The 14,574-nt window shown below is 60.9% G+C and carries 17 protein-coding genes; 15 read left to right on the top strand and 2 right to left on the bottom strand.

Annotated elements, in window-relative coordinates:
- The first annotated feature begins 24 nt into the window (after positions 1–24).
- Genes M5D89_RS00085 through M5D89_RS00055 form a run of 7 tightly spaced genes read left to right on the top strand, consistent with a single transcriptional unit; the run spans position 25 to position 7,596 of the window.
- Positions 25–1,962, top strand: coding sequence for an aconitate hydratase (locus M5D89_RS00085; protein ID WP_248883709.1), 1,938 nt, complete (start codon positions 25–27; stop codon positions 1,960–1,962).
- Positions 1,959–3,227 (top strand): NADP-dependent isocitrate dehydrogenase, encoded by a 1,269-nt coding sequence (gene icd, locus M5D89_RS00080; protein ID WP_248883708.1) that lies wholly within the window; start codon positions 1,959–1,961, stop codon positions 3,225–3,227. The genes M5D89_RS00085 and icd overlap by 4 nt, the downstream gene beginning before the upstream one ends.
- A 4-nt stretch (positions 3,228–3,231) precedes the next feature.
- Complete coding sequence (gene sucC, locus M5D89_RS00075) at positions 3,232–4,395, top strand: ADP-forming succinate--CoA ligase subunit beta (protein WP_248883707.1); 1,164 nt, start codon at positions 3,232–3,234, stop codon at positions 4,393–4,395.
- 1 nt (position 4,396) lies between these two features.
- Positions 4,397–4,738, top strand: a complete 342-nt coding sequence (locus tag M5D89_RS00070) for a hypothetical protein (RefSeq protein WP_248883706.1) — start codon at positions 4,397–4,399, stop codon at positions 4,736–4,738.
- Entirely contained in the window at positions 4,735–5,610 is an 876-nt protein-coding gene (gene sucD / locus M5D89_RS00065; protein WP_248883705.1) for a succinate--CoA ligase subunit alpha, read from the top strand. Before M5D89_RS00070 ends, sucD begins: the two co-directional genes overlap by 4 nt.
- Before the next feature lie 4 nt (positions 5,611–5,614).
- Positions 5,615–7,261 (top strand): NAD+ synthase, encoded by a 1,647-nt coding sequence (locus M5D89_RS00060; RefSeq protein WP_248883704.1) that lies wholly within the window; start codon positions 5,615–5,617, stop codon positions 7,259–7,261.
- Positions 7,258–7,596 (top strand): P-II family nitrogen regulator, encoded by a 339-nt coding sequence (locus tag M5D89_RS00055; protein ID WP_248883703.1) that lies wholly within the window; start codon positions 7,258–7,260, stop codon positions 7,594–7,596. Before M5D89_RS00060 ends, M5D89_RS00055 begins: the two co-directional genes overlap by 4 nt.
- Before the next feature lie 8 nt (positions 7,597–7,604).
- Here the strand turns inward: M5D89_RS00055 and M5D89_RS00050 are convergent, their stop codons facing one another.
- Positions 7,605–8,342 (bottom strand): outer membrane protein assembly factor BamD, encoded by a 738-nt coding sequence (locus M5D89_RS00050; protein ID WP_248886411.1) that lies wholly within the window; start codon positions 8,340–8,342, stop codon positions 7,605–7,607.
- Between the two features lie 28 nt (positions 8,343–8,370).
- Between M5D89_RS00050 and rluD the strand changes: the two genes are divergently transcribed.
- From rluD to def, 8 genes are read left to right on the top strand one after another with little or no spacing between them, the layout of a single operon-like run.
- The gene (rluD, locus tag M5D89_RS00045) at positions 8,371–9,327 is read left to right on the top strand and encodes a 23S rRNA pseudouridine(1911/1915/1917) synthase RluD (protein WP_248883702.1); all 957 of its coding nucleotides are present in this window, start codon (positions 8,371–8,373) and stop codon (positions 9,325–9,327) included.
- Positions 9,320–10,072 carry a peptidoglycan editing factor PgeF gene (pgeF, locus tag M5D89_RS00040; protein ID WP_248883701.1) on the top strand — a complete coding sequence of 251 codons (753 nt, stop codon included), beginning with the start codon at positions 9,320–9,322 and terminating at the stop codon, positions 10,070–10,072. The genes rluD and pgeF overlap by 8 nt, the downstream gene beginning before the upstream one ends.
- A complete protein-coding gene (locus tag M5D89_RS00035; protein ID WP_248883700.1) occupies positions 10,069–10,614 on the top strand; it encodes a cupin domain-containing protein in 546 nt (181 codons plus the stop codon). The genes pgeF and M5D89_RS00035 overlap by 4 nt, the downstream gene beginning before the upstream one ends.
- Positions 10,611–11,786: a RuBisCO large subunit C-terminal-like domain-containing protein gene (locus tag M5D89_RS00030; protein WP_248883699.1), complete on the top strand. Its 1,176-nt coding sequence runs from the start codon at positions 10,611–10,613 to the stop codon at positions 11,784–11,786. Before M5D89_RS00035 ends, M5D89_RS00030 begins: the two co-directional genes overlap by 4 nt.
- Positions 11,779–12,414 carry a haloacid dehalogenase-like hydrolase gene (locus tag M5D89_RS00025; RefSeq protein WP_248883698.1) on the top strand — a complete coding sequence of 212 codons (636 nt, stop codon included), beginning with the start codon at positions 11,779–11,781 and terminating at the stop codon, positions 12,412–12,414. Before M5D89_RS00030 ends, M5D89_RS00025 begins: the two co-directional genes overlap by 8 nt.
- A complete protein-coding gene (gene mtnB / locus M5D89_RS00020) occupies positions 12,411–13,040 on the top strand; it encodes a methylthioribulose 1-phosphate dehydratase (RefSeq protein ID WP_248883697.1) in 630 nt (209 codons plus the stop codon). The genes M5D89_RS00025 and mtnB overlap by 4 nt, the downstream gene beginning before the upstream one ends.
- On the top strand, positions 13,037–13,558 hold the full coding sequence (locus M5D89_RS00015; protein WP_248883696.1) for a glycine cleavage system transcriptional repressor: 522 nt from the start codon (positions 13,037–13,039) through the stop codon (positions 13,556–13,558). Before mtnB ends, M5D89_RS00015 begins: the two co-directional genes overlap by 4 nt.
- A complete protein-coding gene (gene def, locus M5D89_RS00010) occupies positions 13,558–14,067 on the top strand; it encodes a peptide deformylase (protein ID WP_248883695.1) in 510 nt (169 codons plus the stop codon). The genes M5D89_RS00015 and def overlap by 1 nt, the downstream gene beginning before the upstream one ends.
- Positions 14,068–14,077: 10 nt before the next feature.
- On the opposite strand, the gene M5D89_RS00005 is transcribed toward def, so the two are convergent.
- A complete protein-coding gene (locus tag M5D89_RS00005; RefSeq protein ID WP_248883694.1) occupies positions 14,078–14,278 on the bottom strand; it encodes a hypothetical protein in 201 nt (66 codons plus the stop codon).
- Positions 14,279–14,574: the final 296 nt, after the last annotated feature.

Here is a 14,574-nt window from a genome sequence, read left to right as displayed (position 1 = left end):
GCCGCTTAGCGAAGGAGTAGTCCCATGGCCCAGAATGTCACCCAGAAGATCATTGCTGCCCACCTCGTTAGCGGGGAGATGCAGGCGGGAAGTCCCATCTCCATTCGCATTGATCAGACCCTGACCCAGGACGCCACCGGGACCATGGCCTACCTACAGTTTGAGGCCCTGGGTTTGCCCAAGGTGCGTACCGAGCTGTCGGTCTCCTATGTGGATCACAACATGCTGCAGTCGGGCTTTGAGAATGCCGACGATCATCGCTTCTTGCAGAGCTTCGCGGCGAAATACGGGATTCATTTTTCCCGCCCCGGCAATGGGATCTGTCATCAGGTACATCTGGAGCGCTTCTCCAAACCGGGTAAGACCCTGCTGGGTTCTGATTCCCACACGCCGACATCCGGTGGCGCCGGGATGTTGGCTATTGGTGCCGGCGGTCTCGATATTGCCTTGGCCATGGGAGGTCTGGCCTTCAACCTCAACATGCCCCAGGTGATTGGCGTCAAGCTGACTGGGCGCCTGCAGCCCTACGTCAGTGCCAAGGACATTATCCTCGAGGTGCTGCGGCGCAAGACCGTCAAGGGTGGAGTGGGCAAGGTCTTCGAATACTTTGGCCCAGGGGTGGCGAGTCTGTCGGTGCCGGCCCGCTCTACCATTACCAACATGGGTGCCGAATTGGGCGCGACCACCAGTGTTTTTCCGAGCGATGCGGTGACCCGCGCCTACCTCGCGGCGCAAGGGCGGGAAAGCGATTGGTCGGAATGGGCGGCGGACGCCGATGCGACCTATGATGAGGTCCTGGAGATCGATCTGGACACCTTGGAGCCCCTCATCGCCTGCCCCCACAGCCCCGACAACGTCAAGACCGTGCGCGAGGTGGCGGGGACGCCGGTGGCACAGGTGGCCATTGGTTCCTGCACCAATTCTTCCTATACCGATCTCATGACCGTGGCCAAGATGCTGGAGGGCAAGGTTGTGGCCGACGGGGTCAGCCTCGGGATCTCGCCGGGCTCGCGCCAGGTCATGGAAATGGTGACGAAGGATGGCGGCTTGCTGCAGTTCATCGGCGCTGGTTCGCGTATCCTGGAGTCGGCGTGCGGCCCCTGTATCGGCATGGGTTTTGCCCCGCCGAGTGAAGGGGTGTCCGTGCGATCCTTCAATCGCAATTTCTATGGCCGCTCCGGCACCAAGACCGCCAATGTTTACCTGGCCAGCCCCGAAACCTGCGCTGCTTGCGCCCTGACCGGGGTAATTACCGATCCTCGCGATCTGGGACTTGCTCCCATCCAGGTAGAACTGCCCGAGCAGTTCCTGGTCGATGACCGGATGGTGCTCGCGCCCGCTGCCGAGCCCGAAAAGGTAGAGGTCTTGCGCGGTCCCAATATTGCCAAGCTGCCGGTGAACAGCGCTGCCCCCGCCGAGATCCGCGGCAGTGTCCTGATTCGTCTCGGCGACGACATCACCACGGACCATATCATGCCGGCGGGCGCCAAGGTCTTGCCGCTGCGCTCCAATCTCCCCGCCATTTCGGAATATGTCTTTCATATGGTGGATGAGGGCTTCCCCAGTCGGGCGAAGAATTCTGGGGGTGGTTTCATCGTCGCGGGTCACAACTATGGTCAGGGCTCCAGTCGGGAGCATGCGGCCCTGGCACCGCGCTACTTGGGGGTGAAAGCCGTGTTGGTGCAGTCCTTTGCCCGCATCCATCTGGCTAACCTGATCAATTTTGGTATTCTGCCGCTGACCTTCGTCGACGCCGCAGATTACGAAAAGGTGCAGGCAGGCGACGAGTTGATCCTCGATATTCGCGGCCTGGCGTTGGGGCAGGCGCTGCAGCTGCGCGATGTAACGCAGGGCGTGGAGATCGCCGTTCAGCCGCAGTTGGCCAGCGAGCGCGACCTGGAGTTGATCCGTAAGGGTGGGGCCTTGTCCTGGGCGAGTGAGCAACTGGAGAAAACGGCATGAGCGCTGCGGCGATTTCCTATGCGCAGGGCCAGATCATCGTCCCGAACGAGCCGATCGTCCCCTTCATCGAGGGCGACGGCATCGGTGTCGATGTCACGCCGGCGATGCGTCAGGTCATCGATGCCGCCGTTGCCAAGGCCTTTGCCGGGGCACGGCGCATTCATTGGGAAGAACTCTATGCCGGACAAAAGGCGGTTGCCAAATTTGGTGCGGGAGTCTATCTGCCCGAAGAGACCATGGCCGCGATCCAGCGCTACCATGTAGCCATCAAGGGGCCCCTGGAAACTCCCGTCGGCGGCGGGATCCGCAGTCTCAACGTCGCCCTGCGCCAGGATCTCGACCTGTATGTCTGCCAACGGCCGGTGCGTTACTTTGCCGGTACGCCCAGTCCCATGAAGCGACCGGAGGATGTGGACATGGTGATCTTCCGCGAGAATTCGGAAGACATCTACGCTGGCATCGAATGGAGCGCCGGAACGGCGGAGGCAGAAAAGGTCATCGCTTTCCTGCAGAACGAGATGGGCGTGAAAAAGATTCGCTTCCCCGGTACGTCAGCGATTGGCATCAAGCCGGTTTCTCAGGAAGGATCCGAGCGCCTCATCCGGCGTGCCATCGAATTTGCCTTGCTCCAGGGTCGTTCCTCGGTGACCTTGGTACACAAGGGGAACATCATGAAGTTTACCGAGGGTGGCTTTCGGGATTGGGGCTATGCCCTGGCAGAACGGGAGTTTGCCGATCGGGTCTTTACCTGGCGCCAGAAGGCCGAAATCAGTAAATCTGAGGGCAAGGCCGCTGGCGCGGCGGCAGAAAAGGCGGCGCAAGAGGCCGGCAAGCTGATCATCAAGGATGTGATTGCCGATAACTTCCTGCAGCAGATCCTCTTGCGCCCGCAGGATTACGATGTGGTGGCGACCCTGAATCTGAATGGAGATTATATTTCCGATGCCCTGGCGGCGGAGGTGGGGGGGATTGGCATGGCGCCAGGGGCCAATCTCTCCGACACCCATGCGATTTTCGAGGCCACCCACGGCACCGCGCCGGACATTGCCGGCCAAGGCAAAGCCAACCCCAGCTCGCTGATTCTCTCTGGGGTGATGCTGTTGGTGCATCTGGGCTGGTCCGAGCCGGCACAACGGGTTGTCCAAGCCATGGAAGCCTGTATTGCTGCGGGCGAGGTCACCGGCGATCTGGCCAGTTTGCAGGGACGTGCTGGCCTATCGACGCCAGAATTTACCGCCGCTTTGTTGCGGCGTATCGAGGCATGACCCGGTGAATTTGCATGAATATCAGGCGAAGCGCTTGCTCGCCGAGGAAGGCGTGCCAGTGCCCCGAGGGATACCGGCCTTTTCTGTCAAGGAAGCCATCAATCAGGCGCGCGCCTTGGGGGGGCGGGACTGGGTCGTCAAGGCGCAGGTGCATGCAGGGGGGCGGGGTAAGGCCGGTGGGGTACAGCGGGTAAACAGCATTGCTGCCGTCGAGGCCGCCGCACAGTCTCTGCTGGGAAAACGCTTGGTGACGGCGCAGACGGGTCCCGAGGGGCAACACGTCGCTGCCTTGCTGATCGAGGAACCGAGCCAGATCGCGCGGGAGTTTTACCTGGCACTGCTGGTGGATCGGGCGGCGGCACGGCTTACCTTCATCGGCTCGGCGCAGGGAGGGATGGACATCGAAGCCCTTGCGGCGGAGCACCCGGAAGCGATACAACGCATCGTCCTCGAGCCTGGCATCGGCTTTCTTCCCTATCAGGCCCGAGACCTGGGTTTTGCTTGGGAGTTGCCGGCGGCAGCAGTGCAAGAGCTGGTCAAGGTGATGCAGGGAATGGTCCGCCTGGCGCAGCGTCTGGATGCCCAGATGGTAGAGATCAATCCCCTGGCTCTCAGCGAAGAAGGCCGTCTGCTGGCCCTGGATGCCAAGCTGGTGATGGATGACAACGCCCTGTATCGCCATGCCGAGTCAGACGAGCTTTTCGATTCCACCCAGCAGGACCCGCGGGAGATCACGGCGCGGCAATTTGGCCTGAATTATATCTCGCTGGATGGCAATATCGGCTGTATGGTGAATGGCGCTGGTTTGGCTATGGCAACCATGGATCTGATCAAGCTCCATGGCGGTGAACCAGCCAACTTCCTCGATGTAGGCGGTGGGGCCGCGGCGGACAAGGTCACCCAGGCCTTCAAGCTCATTCTTTCTGACCAACGGGTGAAGGCGATTCTGGTCAACATCTTTGGCGGCATTACCCGCTGTGATCTCCTGGCCCAGGGCATCATTCAGGCCGCGAATGAGGTTGGCATCCATCTGCCGGTGGTGGTGCGTCTGGAAGGCACCAACAAGGAGGAAGGGATGGCGATGCTGCGCGACAGTGGTCTACGCATGATTACCGCTACGGGGCTCACGGATGCCGCCTGTAAGGCGGTAGAGGCTGCCCAGGCTTGACGTGGACGTCAACGTCGTCTGGTTGCAGAAGCTTTGGCCGCTGTTGCGCCATTCCGGTCCACTGATCTCACGTCTCGCCGAAACCTATGTCAAGCGTGGCGCGGACCGAAAAACGGCAGAGAATCTCGCCGGCACGGCGGTCATTGTTGATCAGGTCCTGGAAGAGCGCCTCAAGGATCTCGCCCAGGCAGAACAGTTGCGTGCCCTGCAACGGGAAGTCGGCCAGTTACGTACCCTCATCGAGCAAGGGGGATTGCCCCGGCGCCGACCCATGCTTTTCTATCTTTTTCTGGGGGAATTGATCATTATCGCCCTCGTTCTGTACTTCGGAATCCGTTCATGAGCATTCTTCTCCAGCAGGAAACCCGCGTCATCTGCCAAGGCTTTACCGGTAAGCAGGGTACGTTTCACTCTGAGCAGGCGATGGCCTACGGCACGCGCATGGTGGGTGGTGTAACTCCGGGCAAGGGGGGCAGCAAACACCTCGGTCTGCCGGTCTTCGACACTGTCGCGCAGGCTGTCGCCGCCACTGGCGCCGAGGCGAGTGTAATCTATGTGCCTTCGCCCTTCGCGGCCGATGCCATCATCGAGGCGGCAGCGGCAGGCATCGAGCTAATCGTTTGTATCACCGAGGGTATTCCGGTCTACGATATGTTGCTGGTCAAGCAATATCTGGCCAGTCGCCCGCATACGCGGCTGATTGGGCCCAACTGTCCGGGGGTCATTACCCCCGGGCAGGCCAAGATCGGCATCATGCCGGGCAAGATCCATCTGTCTGGGCGGGTGGGGATCGTTTCCCGTTCCGGAACCCTCACCTACGAGGCGGTGGAACAAACCACCCGACTGGGACTCGGCCAGAGCAGCTGTGTGGGCATCGGCGGCGATCCCCTCATCGGCATGGATTTCGTGTCGGTTTTGCGTTTGTTTGAAGCGGACCCGCAAACCGAACTGGTCATCATGGTGGGGGAGATCGGCGGGCGTCTGGAAGAGGAGGCGGCGGAATACATTCGGCTGGAGATGCGCAAGCCCGTCGTCGCCTTCATTGCCGGTTCGACGGCGCCCAAGGGGAAACGGATGGGGCACGCGGGCGCGATCATCGATGGCGGCGCTGGGACAGCGGCGGCTAAATACGAGATCTTGCGTGCCGCCGGGGTACATTGTGTCTCCTCTCCCGCGGATCTCGGGGCGGTAGCGGCTCGGGTGTTGGGGGCCTGAGAAGGTGCGCGTTGCGCTCGCGCAGTGCAATTTTCGGGTGGGGGATGTGGCCGGCAATGCCGCCCGAATCTTGGATGAGGCCCGATCCGCAGCAGCAGCCGGTGCGGATCTCCTGGTCACACCAGAACTCGCCCTGTGCGGCTATCCTCCCGAAGACCTCTTGCTGCGCCAGGATTTTCTCGATTGCTGCGACCAGGCCCTGGCCGAATTGGCGGCCCACGCCCCCCTCCCTATATTGGTCGGGCACCCTCAGCGACGCGCCGCGGGCCTCTACAATGTGCTGAGCCTGTTGCGCGATGGCGCCGCTGCCGAGAGCTACGCCAAGCGCTGTTTGCCCAACTATCAGGTCTTCGACGAGAAACGCTATTTTCAGCCAGGGCGGGATGATCTCTGCATATCCCTCGGTGGACTGCATCTGGCGCTGCGCATTTGTGAGGATCTGTGGTGCCGCGAGCTGCCGCTCCTGGCCAGCCCCGGAAGCGCCGATGCGGTACTGGTGGTGAATGCCTCGCCCTTCCATCGCGGGAAGCAGGCAGAACGTGAGGCCATCCTGGCACAGCGGGCGCGGGAGGCTGAGACCCCGATCTTCTACCTCAATCTGGTGGGTGGGCAGGATGAACTGGTCTTTGATGGGCGCTCCTGCGCGGTAGATGCGCATGGTCAACTCATCGCTCGAGCTGGCGCCTTTGCCGAAGAAATGCTCCTGATCGACCTGAATCGGCAAGAGGAGAATGATTTGCAGCTCCGGGCCCCTGCGCTCGCCCCCAGTTGCAACGGGGTGGAAGAGGTCTATGCAGCGCTGGTGCTGGGATTGCGCGATTATGTCGGCAAGAATGGTTTTTCTGGTGTGGTTCTTGGGCTCTCCGGAGGTATCGACAGCGCCTTGACCCTGGCGATTGCGGCCGATGCCCTCGGTCCAGAGCAGGTCCATGCTCTGATCCTGCCCTCGCGTTATACCGCCGCCATGAGTATCGAGGATGCTGAGGCGGAGGCGAAGCAGTTGGGTGTTGGCTATGACGTCATTGCCATCGATGGGCTTTTCCAGAGCTATCTCCAGACCCTGGCACCGCTCTTTGGCGATCGCTCCGCCGATGTGACGGAAGAGAATCTCCAGGCACGCATTCGCGCCGGCCTGCTCATGGCCTACTCCAATAAATTCGGCCATCTCTTGCTGAGCACCGGCAATAAAAGTGAGATGGCCGTGGGTTATGCTACGCTGTATGGCGATATGGCTGGTGGCTTCGCCTTGATCAAGGATTGTCCCAAAACCCTGGTCTATGAACTTGCCCAATATCGCAACCAGCAGGCACCAGTAATCCCGCAGCGGGTCCTGGAACGCCCTCCCTCGGCGGAATTGGCCCCGGACCAGGTTGATCAGGATAGTCTACCTCCTTACGCGATCCTCGATGCCATCATCAGCGCCTTTGTCGAGCAAGGGGAAGGGGTGGCCCAGATAGTCGCCCGCGGCTTTCCTACCGCTACCGTGGAGCGCAGTTTGCGCCTGATCGAACGGTCGGAGTACAAGCGCCGCCAAGCTGCCCCCGGGGTTCGCATCAGCCCCCTGGCTTTTGGCAAGGACCGCCGTTACCCTATCAGCAATGGGTTTCCCGCCTGGGCCCCACAATGTTCAGTCAAGGAGCAACAGTCATGAAGAAGATCGAAGCGATCGTCAAACCCTTCAAGCTCGACGATGTCCGTGATGCCCTGCAGGAGATGGGGATCGCCGGCATGACCGTGACCGAGGTCAAGGGTTTTGGGCGGCAGAAGGGCCACACCGAGCTCTATCGCGGCGCAGAGTATGTGGTGGACTTCCTACCCAAGCTCAAGATCGAGGTCGTCCTGCCCGATGCCTTGGTGGATCGGGCCGTGGATGCCATCGTCTCGGCAGCGCGCACGGGCAAGATTGGGGATGGCAAGGTCTTTGTCAGTGACGTCGCACGGATCATCCGGATCCGTACGGGAGAAGAAGGCGACGAGGCAGTCTGAATGCTGCCTCAGCCGAGTTTTCGGGTGTATTTCCCCTGCGGATAATTGAAGCGCAGAATTTTTGCCGTATTCTGCGCTAGATTGCTCAGATTCAGGTGTTTGTAGGAAAGATATAAATAATAAAGCGCCTCTTCCCGTGCCGGACTGAGCTGGTATTTGGTCACTACCCGCGCACAGCGGTTAGCAGAGGCCACATAGGCGTCCCGCGCATAGTAAAATTTACAAATATCGAGATTGCGCTTCCCCAGGAGGTCGATGATCTTTTCCATGCGTAGGCGAGCATCCGCCGCATAGGCGCTCTTGGGCCAACGCTTGACCAGGGTCTCGAAGGTATCAAAGGCCTCGTGCAATGGCACCGGATTCCAGTTTGCCCCTTCGATGGCCTGATATTGGGCGATGCCTTTCAGGTACCAGGCATAGTCTACGTAAGGATTCACCGGATGAAGCTTGATGAAGCGCTCTGCCGCTGCTGCTGCTGCCTTGGAATCTCCCTGCTTGTAAAAGCTATAGGCGGTATTCAGTTGCGCCTGCTCGGCATAGGGACCATAGGGATACATCGCCTCAAGATCCTGGTAGTCGCGTACTGCGCTACTGTAATCGCCGCGGTCCTGCGCCTTCTTGGCGGTCTGATACATGGTCGCGGCGGCCTCATGGGAGTCCATCAGGTTGTGCTTGTGATTGTCCGAGGCGCAACCCGCTGCGCTCAGTGCGAGAACCGTGATTACGATGAGGGAGCGTTTGCGCATGCCGAGCAATGATCTATAGTGGCGAGCCATGAGCGGGGATACTACGGAAATTGCGCTACTTTTGCCAGAGGAGAGGGGCGGTGAACGTCTCGACAGCCTCCTGGCCGAGCTGTTGCCGCAGCTCAGCCGTAGCCGCATCCAGGAATTGTTGCAGGCCGGTGAGATCGAGATCGACGGACAACATGCCCGCCCCAGCCTGCGCGTCCGGGGCGGGGAATCGGTACGGGTGCTGGTTCCGCCACGAGAGCCGGAACACTGGCTGGCCGAACCGATACCACTGCGCATCGTACACGAAGATGCGGAGATTCTGGTCGTCGATAAGCCCGCCGGCATGCTTACCCACCCGGGCGCGGGTCACCCTCAGGGCACCTTGGCCAATGCGGTACTTGCGCACTGTCCCGCTAATGCGCACTTGCCACGCGCAGGGATCGTCCATCGCCTGGATAAAGACACCAGCGGCCTTCTGGTGGTCGCCAAGAGCGAACATGCCCGTCAGGATCTCATTGAGCAGCTGGCCGAGCGGAGTGTGCACCGGGAGTACATTGCTCTGGTTCAGGGGGCGATGACCGGGGGCGGACGTGTTGAGGTGCCCATTGGTCGCCACCCTCAGGATCGCTTGCGCATGACGGTACGCGACGATGGCCGCTGGGCACGTACCGACTACCGCCTGCTCGAGCGTTTTTCCCGGCATACCCTGTTGCGGCTGCGTTTGGCCAGCGGTCGCACGCACCAAATCCGCGTGCATATGCGGCACCTCGGTCATCCCTTGGTCGGTGATCCGGTCTATGGTGGTCGCCGCATCGTCCCTCCCGGTCTGGATCCGGCGGCCCTGGCTACCTGGAACGAATTTCGGCGTCAGGCCCTGCACGCCTGGCGTCTTGAACTGGAGCACCCAGGTGATGGGGAACATTGTGCCTGGGAAAGTCCCTTGCCCGAGGACTTCGAGGCCTTGCTCGCCTTGCTGCGGCGTGCTCCGCGTGCCTAGCAGCGGCCCTTTCTTTCTCGTCCCCGACTGGCCGCTGCCCGCCGGTTTACGGGCGGCAGTCACGACGCGAAAGGGCGGTTATGGCAGCGGGCCCTACAGCGGTTTCAATCTGGCGACCCACGTGGGGGATGATCCCGTCGTGGTCGCCCGCAACCGTTCTCTGCTGCAGAGCACCTTGCACTTACCTGAGGAGCCCTATTGGCTGCAGCAGGTGCACGGGTGTGACATCGTGCAGCGCACGGCGGAGATCCCGGAGTCGGAGCGCCGGGGCGATGGGGCGGTGAGCCACTCGGGTGGGGTCTTGGCGATTCTCACGGCCGACTGTCTGCCGATCTTGCTGGCCAGTCAGGATGGCCGCGCCATCGGCGCTTTGCATGCCGGTTGGCGCGGACTGGTCGGGGGCGTTATTGAGGCGGGAATTGCGGCCATGGACATGGCGCCAGAGGAAATTCTGGTATACTTGGGGCCGGCGATTGGGCCGACCCAGTACCAGGTTGGAGCGGAACTGCGGGCAGCCTTCCTGGCTGCCGATCCGGGGGATGAGGAAGGCTTTCGGCCGGGGCCAGGTGACCGCTTCTATGCCGACTTGCCGCTCTTGGCGCGGCGGCGTTTGGCACGCCTCGGGGTGAAACAGGTTTGGGGCGGCGAGCATTGCACCTTTGGCGACGAGCAGCTGTTCTTCTCCTATCGTCGCCAGGGGCAGTGTGGACGAATGGCGTCCTTGATCTGGAGGGAGTGGCCATGAAGACGTGGACCTGGGGAAATCATGGCGGAGAGAGTCAGGATGCGCCGGCCTTGATGGCCGCACTGGCGCCCCTGGGGGTGCGCCTGCGCCAGTATCCCATTGCCCCGGCGGCGGCGCCCTGGCTCGCATCTGCCGAACTCGATGCCGATGCGCAGGCGTCCCTGCTCGAGGCCCTGGATGATGTGTTTCAGGAGCTACGGGAGGAACGTGGCTACCAGGAACGCGATCTGGTTGTTCTCCATCCGCAGCACCCCAGCCTGGCCGAACTGGATGCCAAATTTTGCCGCATTCATATCCATGAGGATGAAGAAGTCCGCTACATCGTCGATGGCGAGGGCGTCTTTGGCTTTGTCTTGCCCGATGGGCGGCAGCTCGAGGTGACGGTGGATGCGGGGGATTACATCGATATCCCCGCCGGGGTCGAGCACTGGTTCCGTTTGAATGAAAAACAGCGGATCAAGGCGGTACGCTATTTCAGTGCCCGGGGTGGCTGGGTGCCGGTGTATCAGGACCGCGCCATGGAGGAATTTCCCCGACCATGACTGCGATCGAGGTGGATTATCGATTTCCGGCGGGGGTGGATGCGGAAAGGCAGGCGCAGATCCTCGCTATCGGACAAACGGCGGGTTCCTGGGATGAGCGCTTTCGCCATCGCGAGGAGAGCTTGCGCGCGCATCTCGGCGAGGTGTTGCGGATCCGGCAGGCCGAAGATGGCAGCGCGCTGGCGACGGTAGCTTTTCCTCGCGCCAATGTGGACGGGGGTATCGGTAGCCTGCTGACCATGATCTTTGGCAAGTATTCCCTGGGGGGGGCGGCCAAGGTTGTGGGTCTGCGCTTACCGAAGGATTATGGGGTACAGCCGCGCTTCGGGCTGGCGGGGATGCGGGCGCGCCTCGGTGTTAGCGATCGTCCGCTCTTCATGGCCATCTTCAAGCCCGCACTAGGGCTGACGGCGGAAGATCATGCCGCAATTCTTGCAGAAGTCGCCATGGCCGGTTTGGACATCATCAAGGATGATGAGATCCTGCCCAACCTTGGATCGGCACCCACCCTGGAGCGTTGGCGCGCCTGCGCACCGATTGTCGAGGCGCGTCGTGACCGCCAGGGGCGGGATCTGCTCTATGCGGTAAACCTCTCCGGTAACGCTCGTGAAGTTCAGGATCTGGCGCGACGGCTGGTCACGGAGGGCGCCAACGCTTTGCTCCTCAACGTACTCGCCTATGGCTACCCCGTCCTCGAGGCCTTGGCCAGTGATCCAGAGATCGAGGTGCCGATCTTTGCCCACCCGGCCCTGGCCGGAGCCTTTTCGGCGGCGCCAGATCACGGCCTCGCGTACGCGCTGACGCTGGGTACCCTGATGACCCATGCGGGCGCGGATGCCGTGCTCTACCCGGCACACTATGGCAGTCTGCCCTTTCCCGTCAGCGAGGAATACGCCATTCGCGATGCGCTGCGCGCCCGCGCTGTGGCACCCGTGCCCTCTGCTGGAGTGCACCCGGGTATTCTGCCGCAGATTCTTGCTGACTACGGCAACGAGGTCATCCTCAATGCCGGTACCGGGATCATGGATCATCCTGACGGGGCAGCGGCGGGGGTATTCGCCTTTCAGGAGGCATGGCAGCGCTGGCAGGAAGGGGAGAGTTTCGCTCTGGAATCGCTTCCTGCCGGTCCCCTGCGCAGTGCCGTGGCGAAGTGGGGCAGCACGCATGGCTGAGCAACTCATCTTTTGTGATTTCGACGGCACCATCCTGGAGGAAGAGATCTTTCATGATCTCCTGCGGCACTTCGCACCCGCGGCGACATCGCGCATCCTACCGCAGATTCTGGCGCTACAAATCTCCTTGCACCAAGGTTTGAGTGAGATCCTCGCAACGATTCCCAGCCCGCGCTGGCCGGAATTGGAACGCTTTGTCGTCGATAATAGTCATCTGCGCGCCGGTTTCGAGGAATTTCTGCAGGCCCTGCCGGGGCTCGGTTGGTCTCTTCTGGTAGTGACGGGTGGTTTCACCCGGATGGTTGAACTGGTTCTCGCTCCCCTGCGGGGGCAGATTCGCGCCATCCATGGTTTGGAGGTGGATCTCTCCGGGCCGTTCCTGCGCGTCTATTCGCCTTGGGAGGATGCCCAGGAACTGGTGGTCAAGCGCGCCATCTATGCGCAATATCATCCTGACGCGGCCATCTGTATCGGGGACTCCACCACCGACCTGCGCCTCGCGCGTGACTGTCCGCGCGTCTTTGCGCGGGATCGTTTGGTCGAGTACTTGCGTGCAGAGGGGCGGCCCTTTACGCCCTTTCAGGACTTCTACGACATCCTGCACGCCCTGCAAGAGGATCGACAATGAACGACGATGCGCTGCGTGCGGCGTTGGCGCAGGCTGCCAGCGATTTTTATGGGCGCGGCTGGATGTTGGGTACCGCCGGTAACCTCTCGGCGCGGCGCGATGAAGACAGTTTTTGGATTACGGCGAGTGGTCGTCCCAAGGATGCGCTGCAACAGGAAGATTTCGTCGCGGTGGATCTGCAGGGTACGGTGAGGGCAGGCACTGAGGGACGACGTCCTTCTGCAGAAACCAGCATCCACCAAGTGATCTACCGCCATTTTCCTGCGGCTCAGGTGGTGTTTCATGTCCACTCCGTCGAGGCCAATCTCTGTGGGCATTTTGCCCGTAATGGGCAGTTACGCTTGCCGCCAGTGGAGATGCTGAAGGGTCTGGGAGTGGCGGAGGCCGAGCCGGCAGTCGATTTGCCTGTCTTTGCCAATCATGTGCAGGTGCAACGAATTGCCGAAGACATGGACGCGGGCTTTACCCAGACTCCGCCGCGAATACCCGGCGCCCTGATTCACCTGCATGGAGTGACGGCGTGGGGCGACAATTTTGCTCAGGCGCGGCATCATCTCGAACTGCTGGAATATTGTTTTCGCTATTTGACCCAGGCGCGGCTCCTGGGACTGGGAGGAGAGTCATGAGTCAAGCCCTGCTAACCGTTATCGGCGAGGATCGTCCGGGTATCGTTGCGGCCGTCACCCAGGCATTGTATGCCGCCGATTGTGCCATCGGTGACGCCTCGATGATGCGGCTTGGGGGATATTTCACCATTATGCAAGTCATCGACTACAGCCGCGACTTTGGCGCGGTGGAGTCGGCTCTCGATCCGGCCGTGCGGCGTCTTGCGCTGCGCGTTCATCTCGATCCAATCTCCAGTGTCGCGGCACAGGAGGATGTGGCGAATGTGCGGGTGACGGTTTACGGTGCCGACCATCCCGGTATCGTTGCCAGTGTGACAGAGTCGCTGGCCAAGATTGGTTTCAATATCATTGACCTCGAAAGCGAAAAATCGGGCAACCCAGAGCGTCCGATTTATGTCATGATCATTCAGGGTTCGGCCCCCGCGGGGCTGGAGCAAGTACGGGAGATCCTCGAGCCGTTGAAGGCGGAACAGGGGGTCGAGATTAGTGTTCATGCCATCGATACGGCGTTGCTCTGATGGCCCTGCTTGAGATCCTCACGTATCCGGACCCGCGTCTGGCACGTCCATCGCTGCCGGTGCAGGAGTTCGACGCAGAGCTACGCCGCTTCGTTGCGGATCTAACTGAAACTATGTACTCCGGCCCCGGCGGAGTAGGAATCGCGGCGCCCCAGGTCGATCGCCTGCAGCGCATCGTCATCGTCGATGTACGCCCCAAGTTGGGAGAGGATTGCCACGGACTGATGGTTCTGATCAATCCAGAACTCATCGCCTGGGAGGGCATGGCGGTCGGGCGCGAGGGCTGTATGTCGGTGCCAGATTTTACCGGTAACGTCATTCGCGCCGAACGAATACAGGTACAGGCCCAGGATGCCGAGGGTCGGGATCGGGTCTACGAGTGTGAGGGCTATGAGGCGCGAGCCGTGCAGCACGAGATGGATCATCTCGACGGTCTGTTGTTTCTTGACCGCTTGGTCTCGCGCAAGACCGATCTCTTTCGTCGTAAAAAATACCAGCAGAAGAAATAGCGGCGAAAAGCTACTTTTCGCCCTCCATGCCATCGTCGACAGTGCCAGCATGGGCGCGCTCGGTGTCTTCTTTCTCCATACCTTCAGGAGTTAGGCCAGGACCCTTTTTGGTGGCCTCCATGCCATCATTCTCTGGCACAGTGGCTGATTCCTCTGCTTCCATCCCGTCAGGGGTCAGACCAGCCTTCTCCTTGAGGGAGGCTGCTTCCATGCCGTCGTCGATGGTCCCTCCGTTGGCACGTTATGCATCCTGCTTTTCCATTCCATCGTCTTTGATCGTCATTTTTCATGCTCCTGCATTCGTTCAAACAAGAAAGGGGGCAGTTCTCGCCCCCTCCCCAACTTATTTCAACTCACCTCACGCCTTTTTCGGGGCCAGACTGCCTACTGGCAGAATTGCCTTGCCCATGACGGGATTGATGACATGGACGGCGGCTAGATAGAAGCCGATAACTGCGACAATCATAAACAGCAGGCCGGCAATGGCGTCAGAACTGATTGCCATGA

Origin of the sequence: Acidithiobacillus acidisediminis (assembly GCF_023277115.1) — a bacterium.
Taxonomy (GTDB): Bacteria; Pseudomonadota; Gammaproteobacteria; order Acidithiobacillales; family Acidithiobacillaceae; genus Igneacidithiobacillus; species Igneacidithiobacillus acidisediminis.
The sequence above is the reverse complement of the archived record's forward strand: the minus strand, read 5'-3'. Positions and strand labels throughout refer to the sequence as shown.

What these genes read in the sequence shown, in the direction of transcription:
- M5D89_RS00085 (WP_248883709.1), top strand. Translation starts at nt 25, where the DNA reads ATGGCCCAGAATGTCACCCAGAAGATCATTGCTGCCCACCTCGTTAGC.
- icd (WP_248883708.1), top strand. Translation starts at nt 1,959, where the DNA reads ATGAGCGCTGCGGCGATTTCCTATGCGCAGGGCCAGATCATCGTCCCG.
- sucD (WP_248883705.1), top strand. Translation starts at nt 4,735, where the DNA reads ATGAGCATTCTTCTCCAGCAGGAAACCCGCGTCATCTGCCAAGGCTTT.
- M5D89_RS00055 (WP_248883703.1), top strand. Translation starts at nt 7,258, where the DNA reads ATGAAGAAGATCGAAGCGATCGTCAAACCCTTCAAGCTCGACGATGTC.
- M5D89_RS00050 (WP_248886411.1), bottom strand. Translation starts at nt 8,342, where the DNA reads ATGCGCAAACGCTCCCTCATCGTAATCACGGTTCTCGCACTGAGCGCA.
- rluD (WP_248883702.1), top strand. Translation starts at nt 8,371, where the DNA reads ATGAGCGGGGATACTACGGAAATTGCGCTACTTTTGCCAGAGGAGAGG.
- M5D89_RS00035 (WP_248883700.1), top strand. Translation starts at nt 10,069, where the DNA reads ATGAAGACGTGGACCTGGGGAAATCATGGCGGAGAGAGTCAGGATGCG.
- M5D89_RS00030 (WP_248883699.1), top strand. Translation starts at nt 10,611, where the DNA reads ATGACTGCGATCGAGGTGGATTATCGATTTCCGGCGGGGGTGGATGCG.
- M5D89_RS00025 (WP_248883698.1), top strand. Translation starts at nt 11,779, where the DNA reads ATGGCTGAGCAACTCATCTTTTGTGATTTCGACGGCACCATCCTGGAG.
- mtnB (WP_248883697.1), top strand. Translation starts at nt 12,411, where the DNA reads ATGAACGACGATGCGCTGCGTGCGGCGTTGGCGCAGGCTGCCAGCGAT.
- M5D89_RS00015 (WP_248883696.1), top strand. Translation starts at nt 13,037, where the DNA reads ATGAGTCAAGCCCTGCTAACCGTTATCGGCGAGGATCGTCCGGGTATC.
- def (WP_248883695.1), top strand. Translation starts at nt 13,558, where the DNA reads ATGGCCCTGCTTGAGATCCTCACGTATCCGGACCCGCGTCTGGCACGT.
- M5D89_RS00005 (WP_248883694.1), bottom strand. Translation starts at nt 14,278, where the DNA reads ATGGAAGCAGCCTCCCTCAAGGAGAAGGCTGGTCTGACCCCTGACGGG.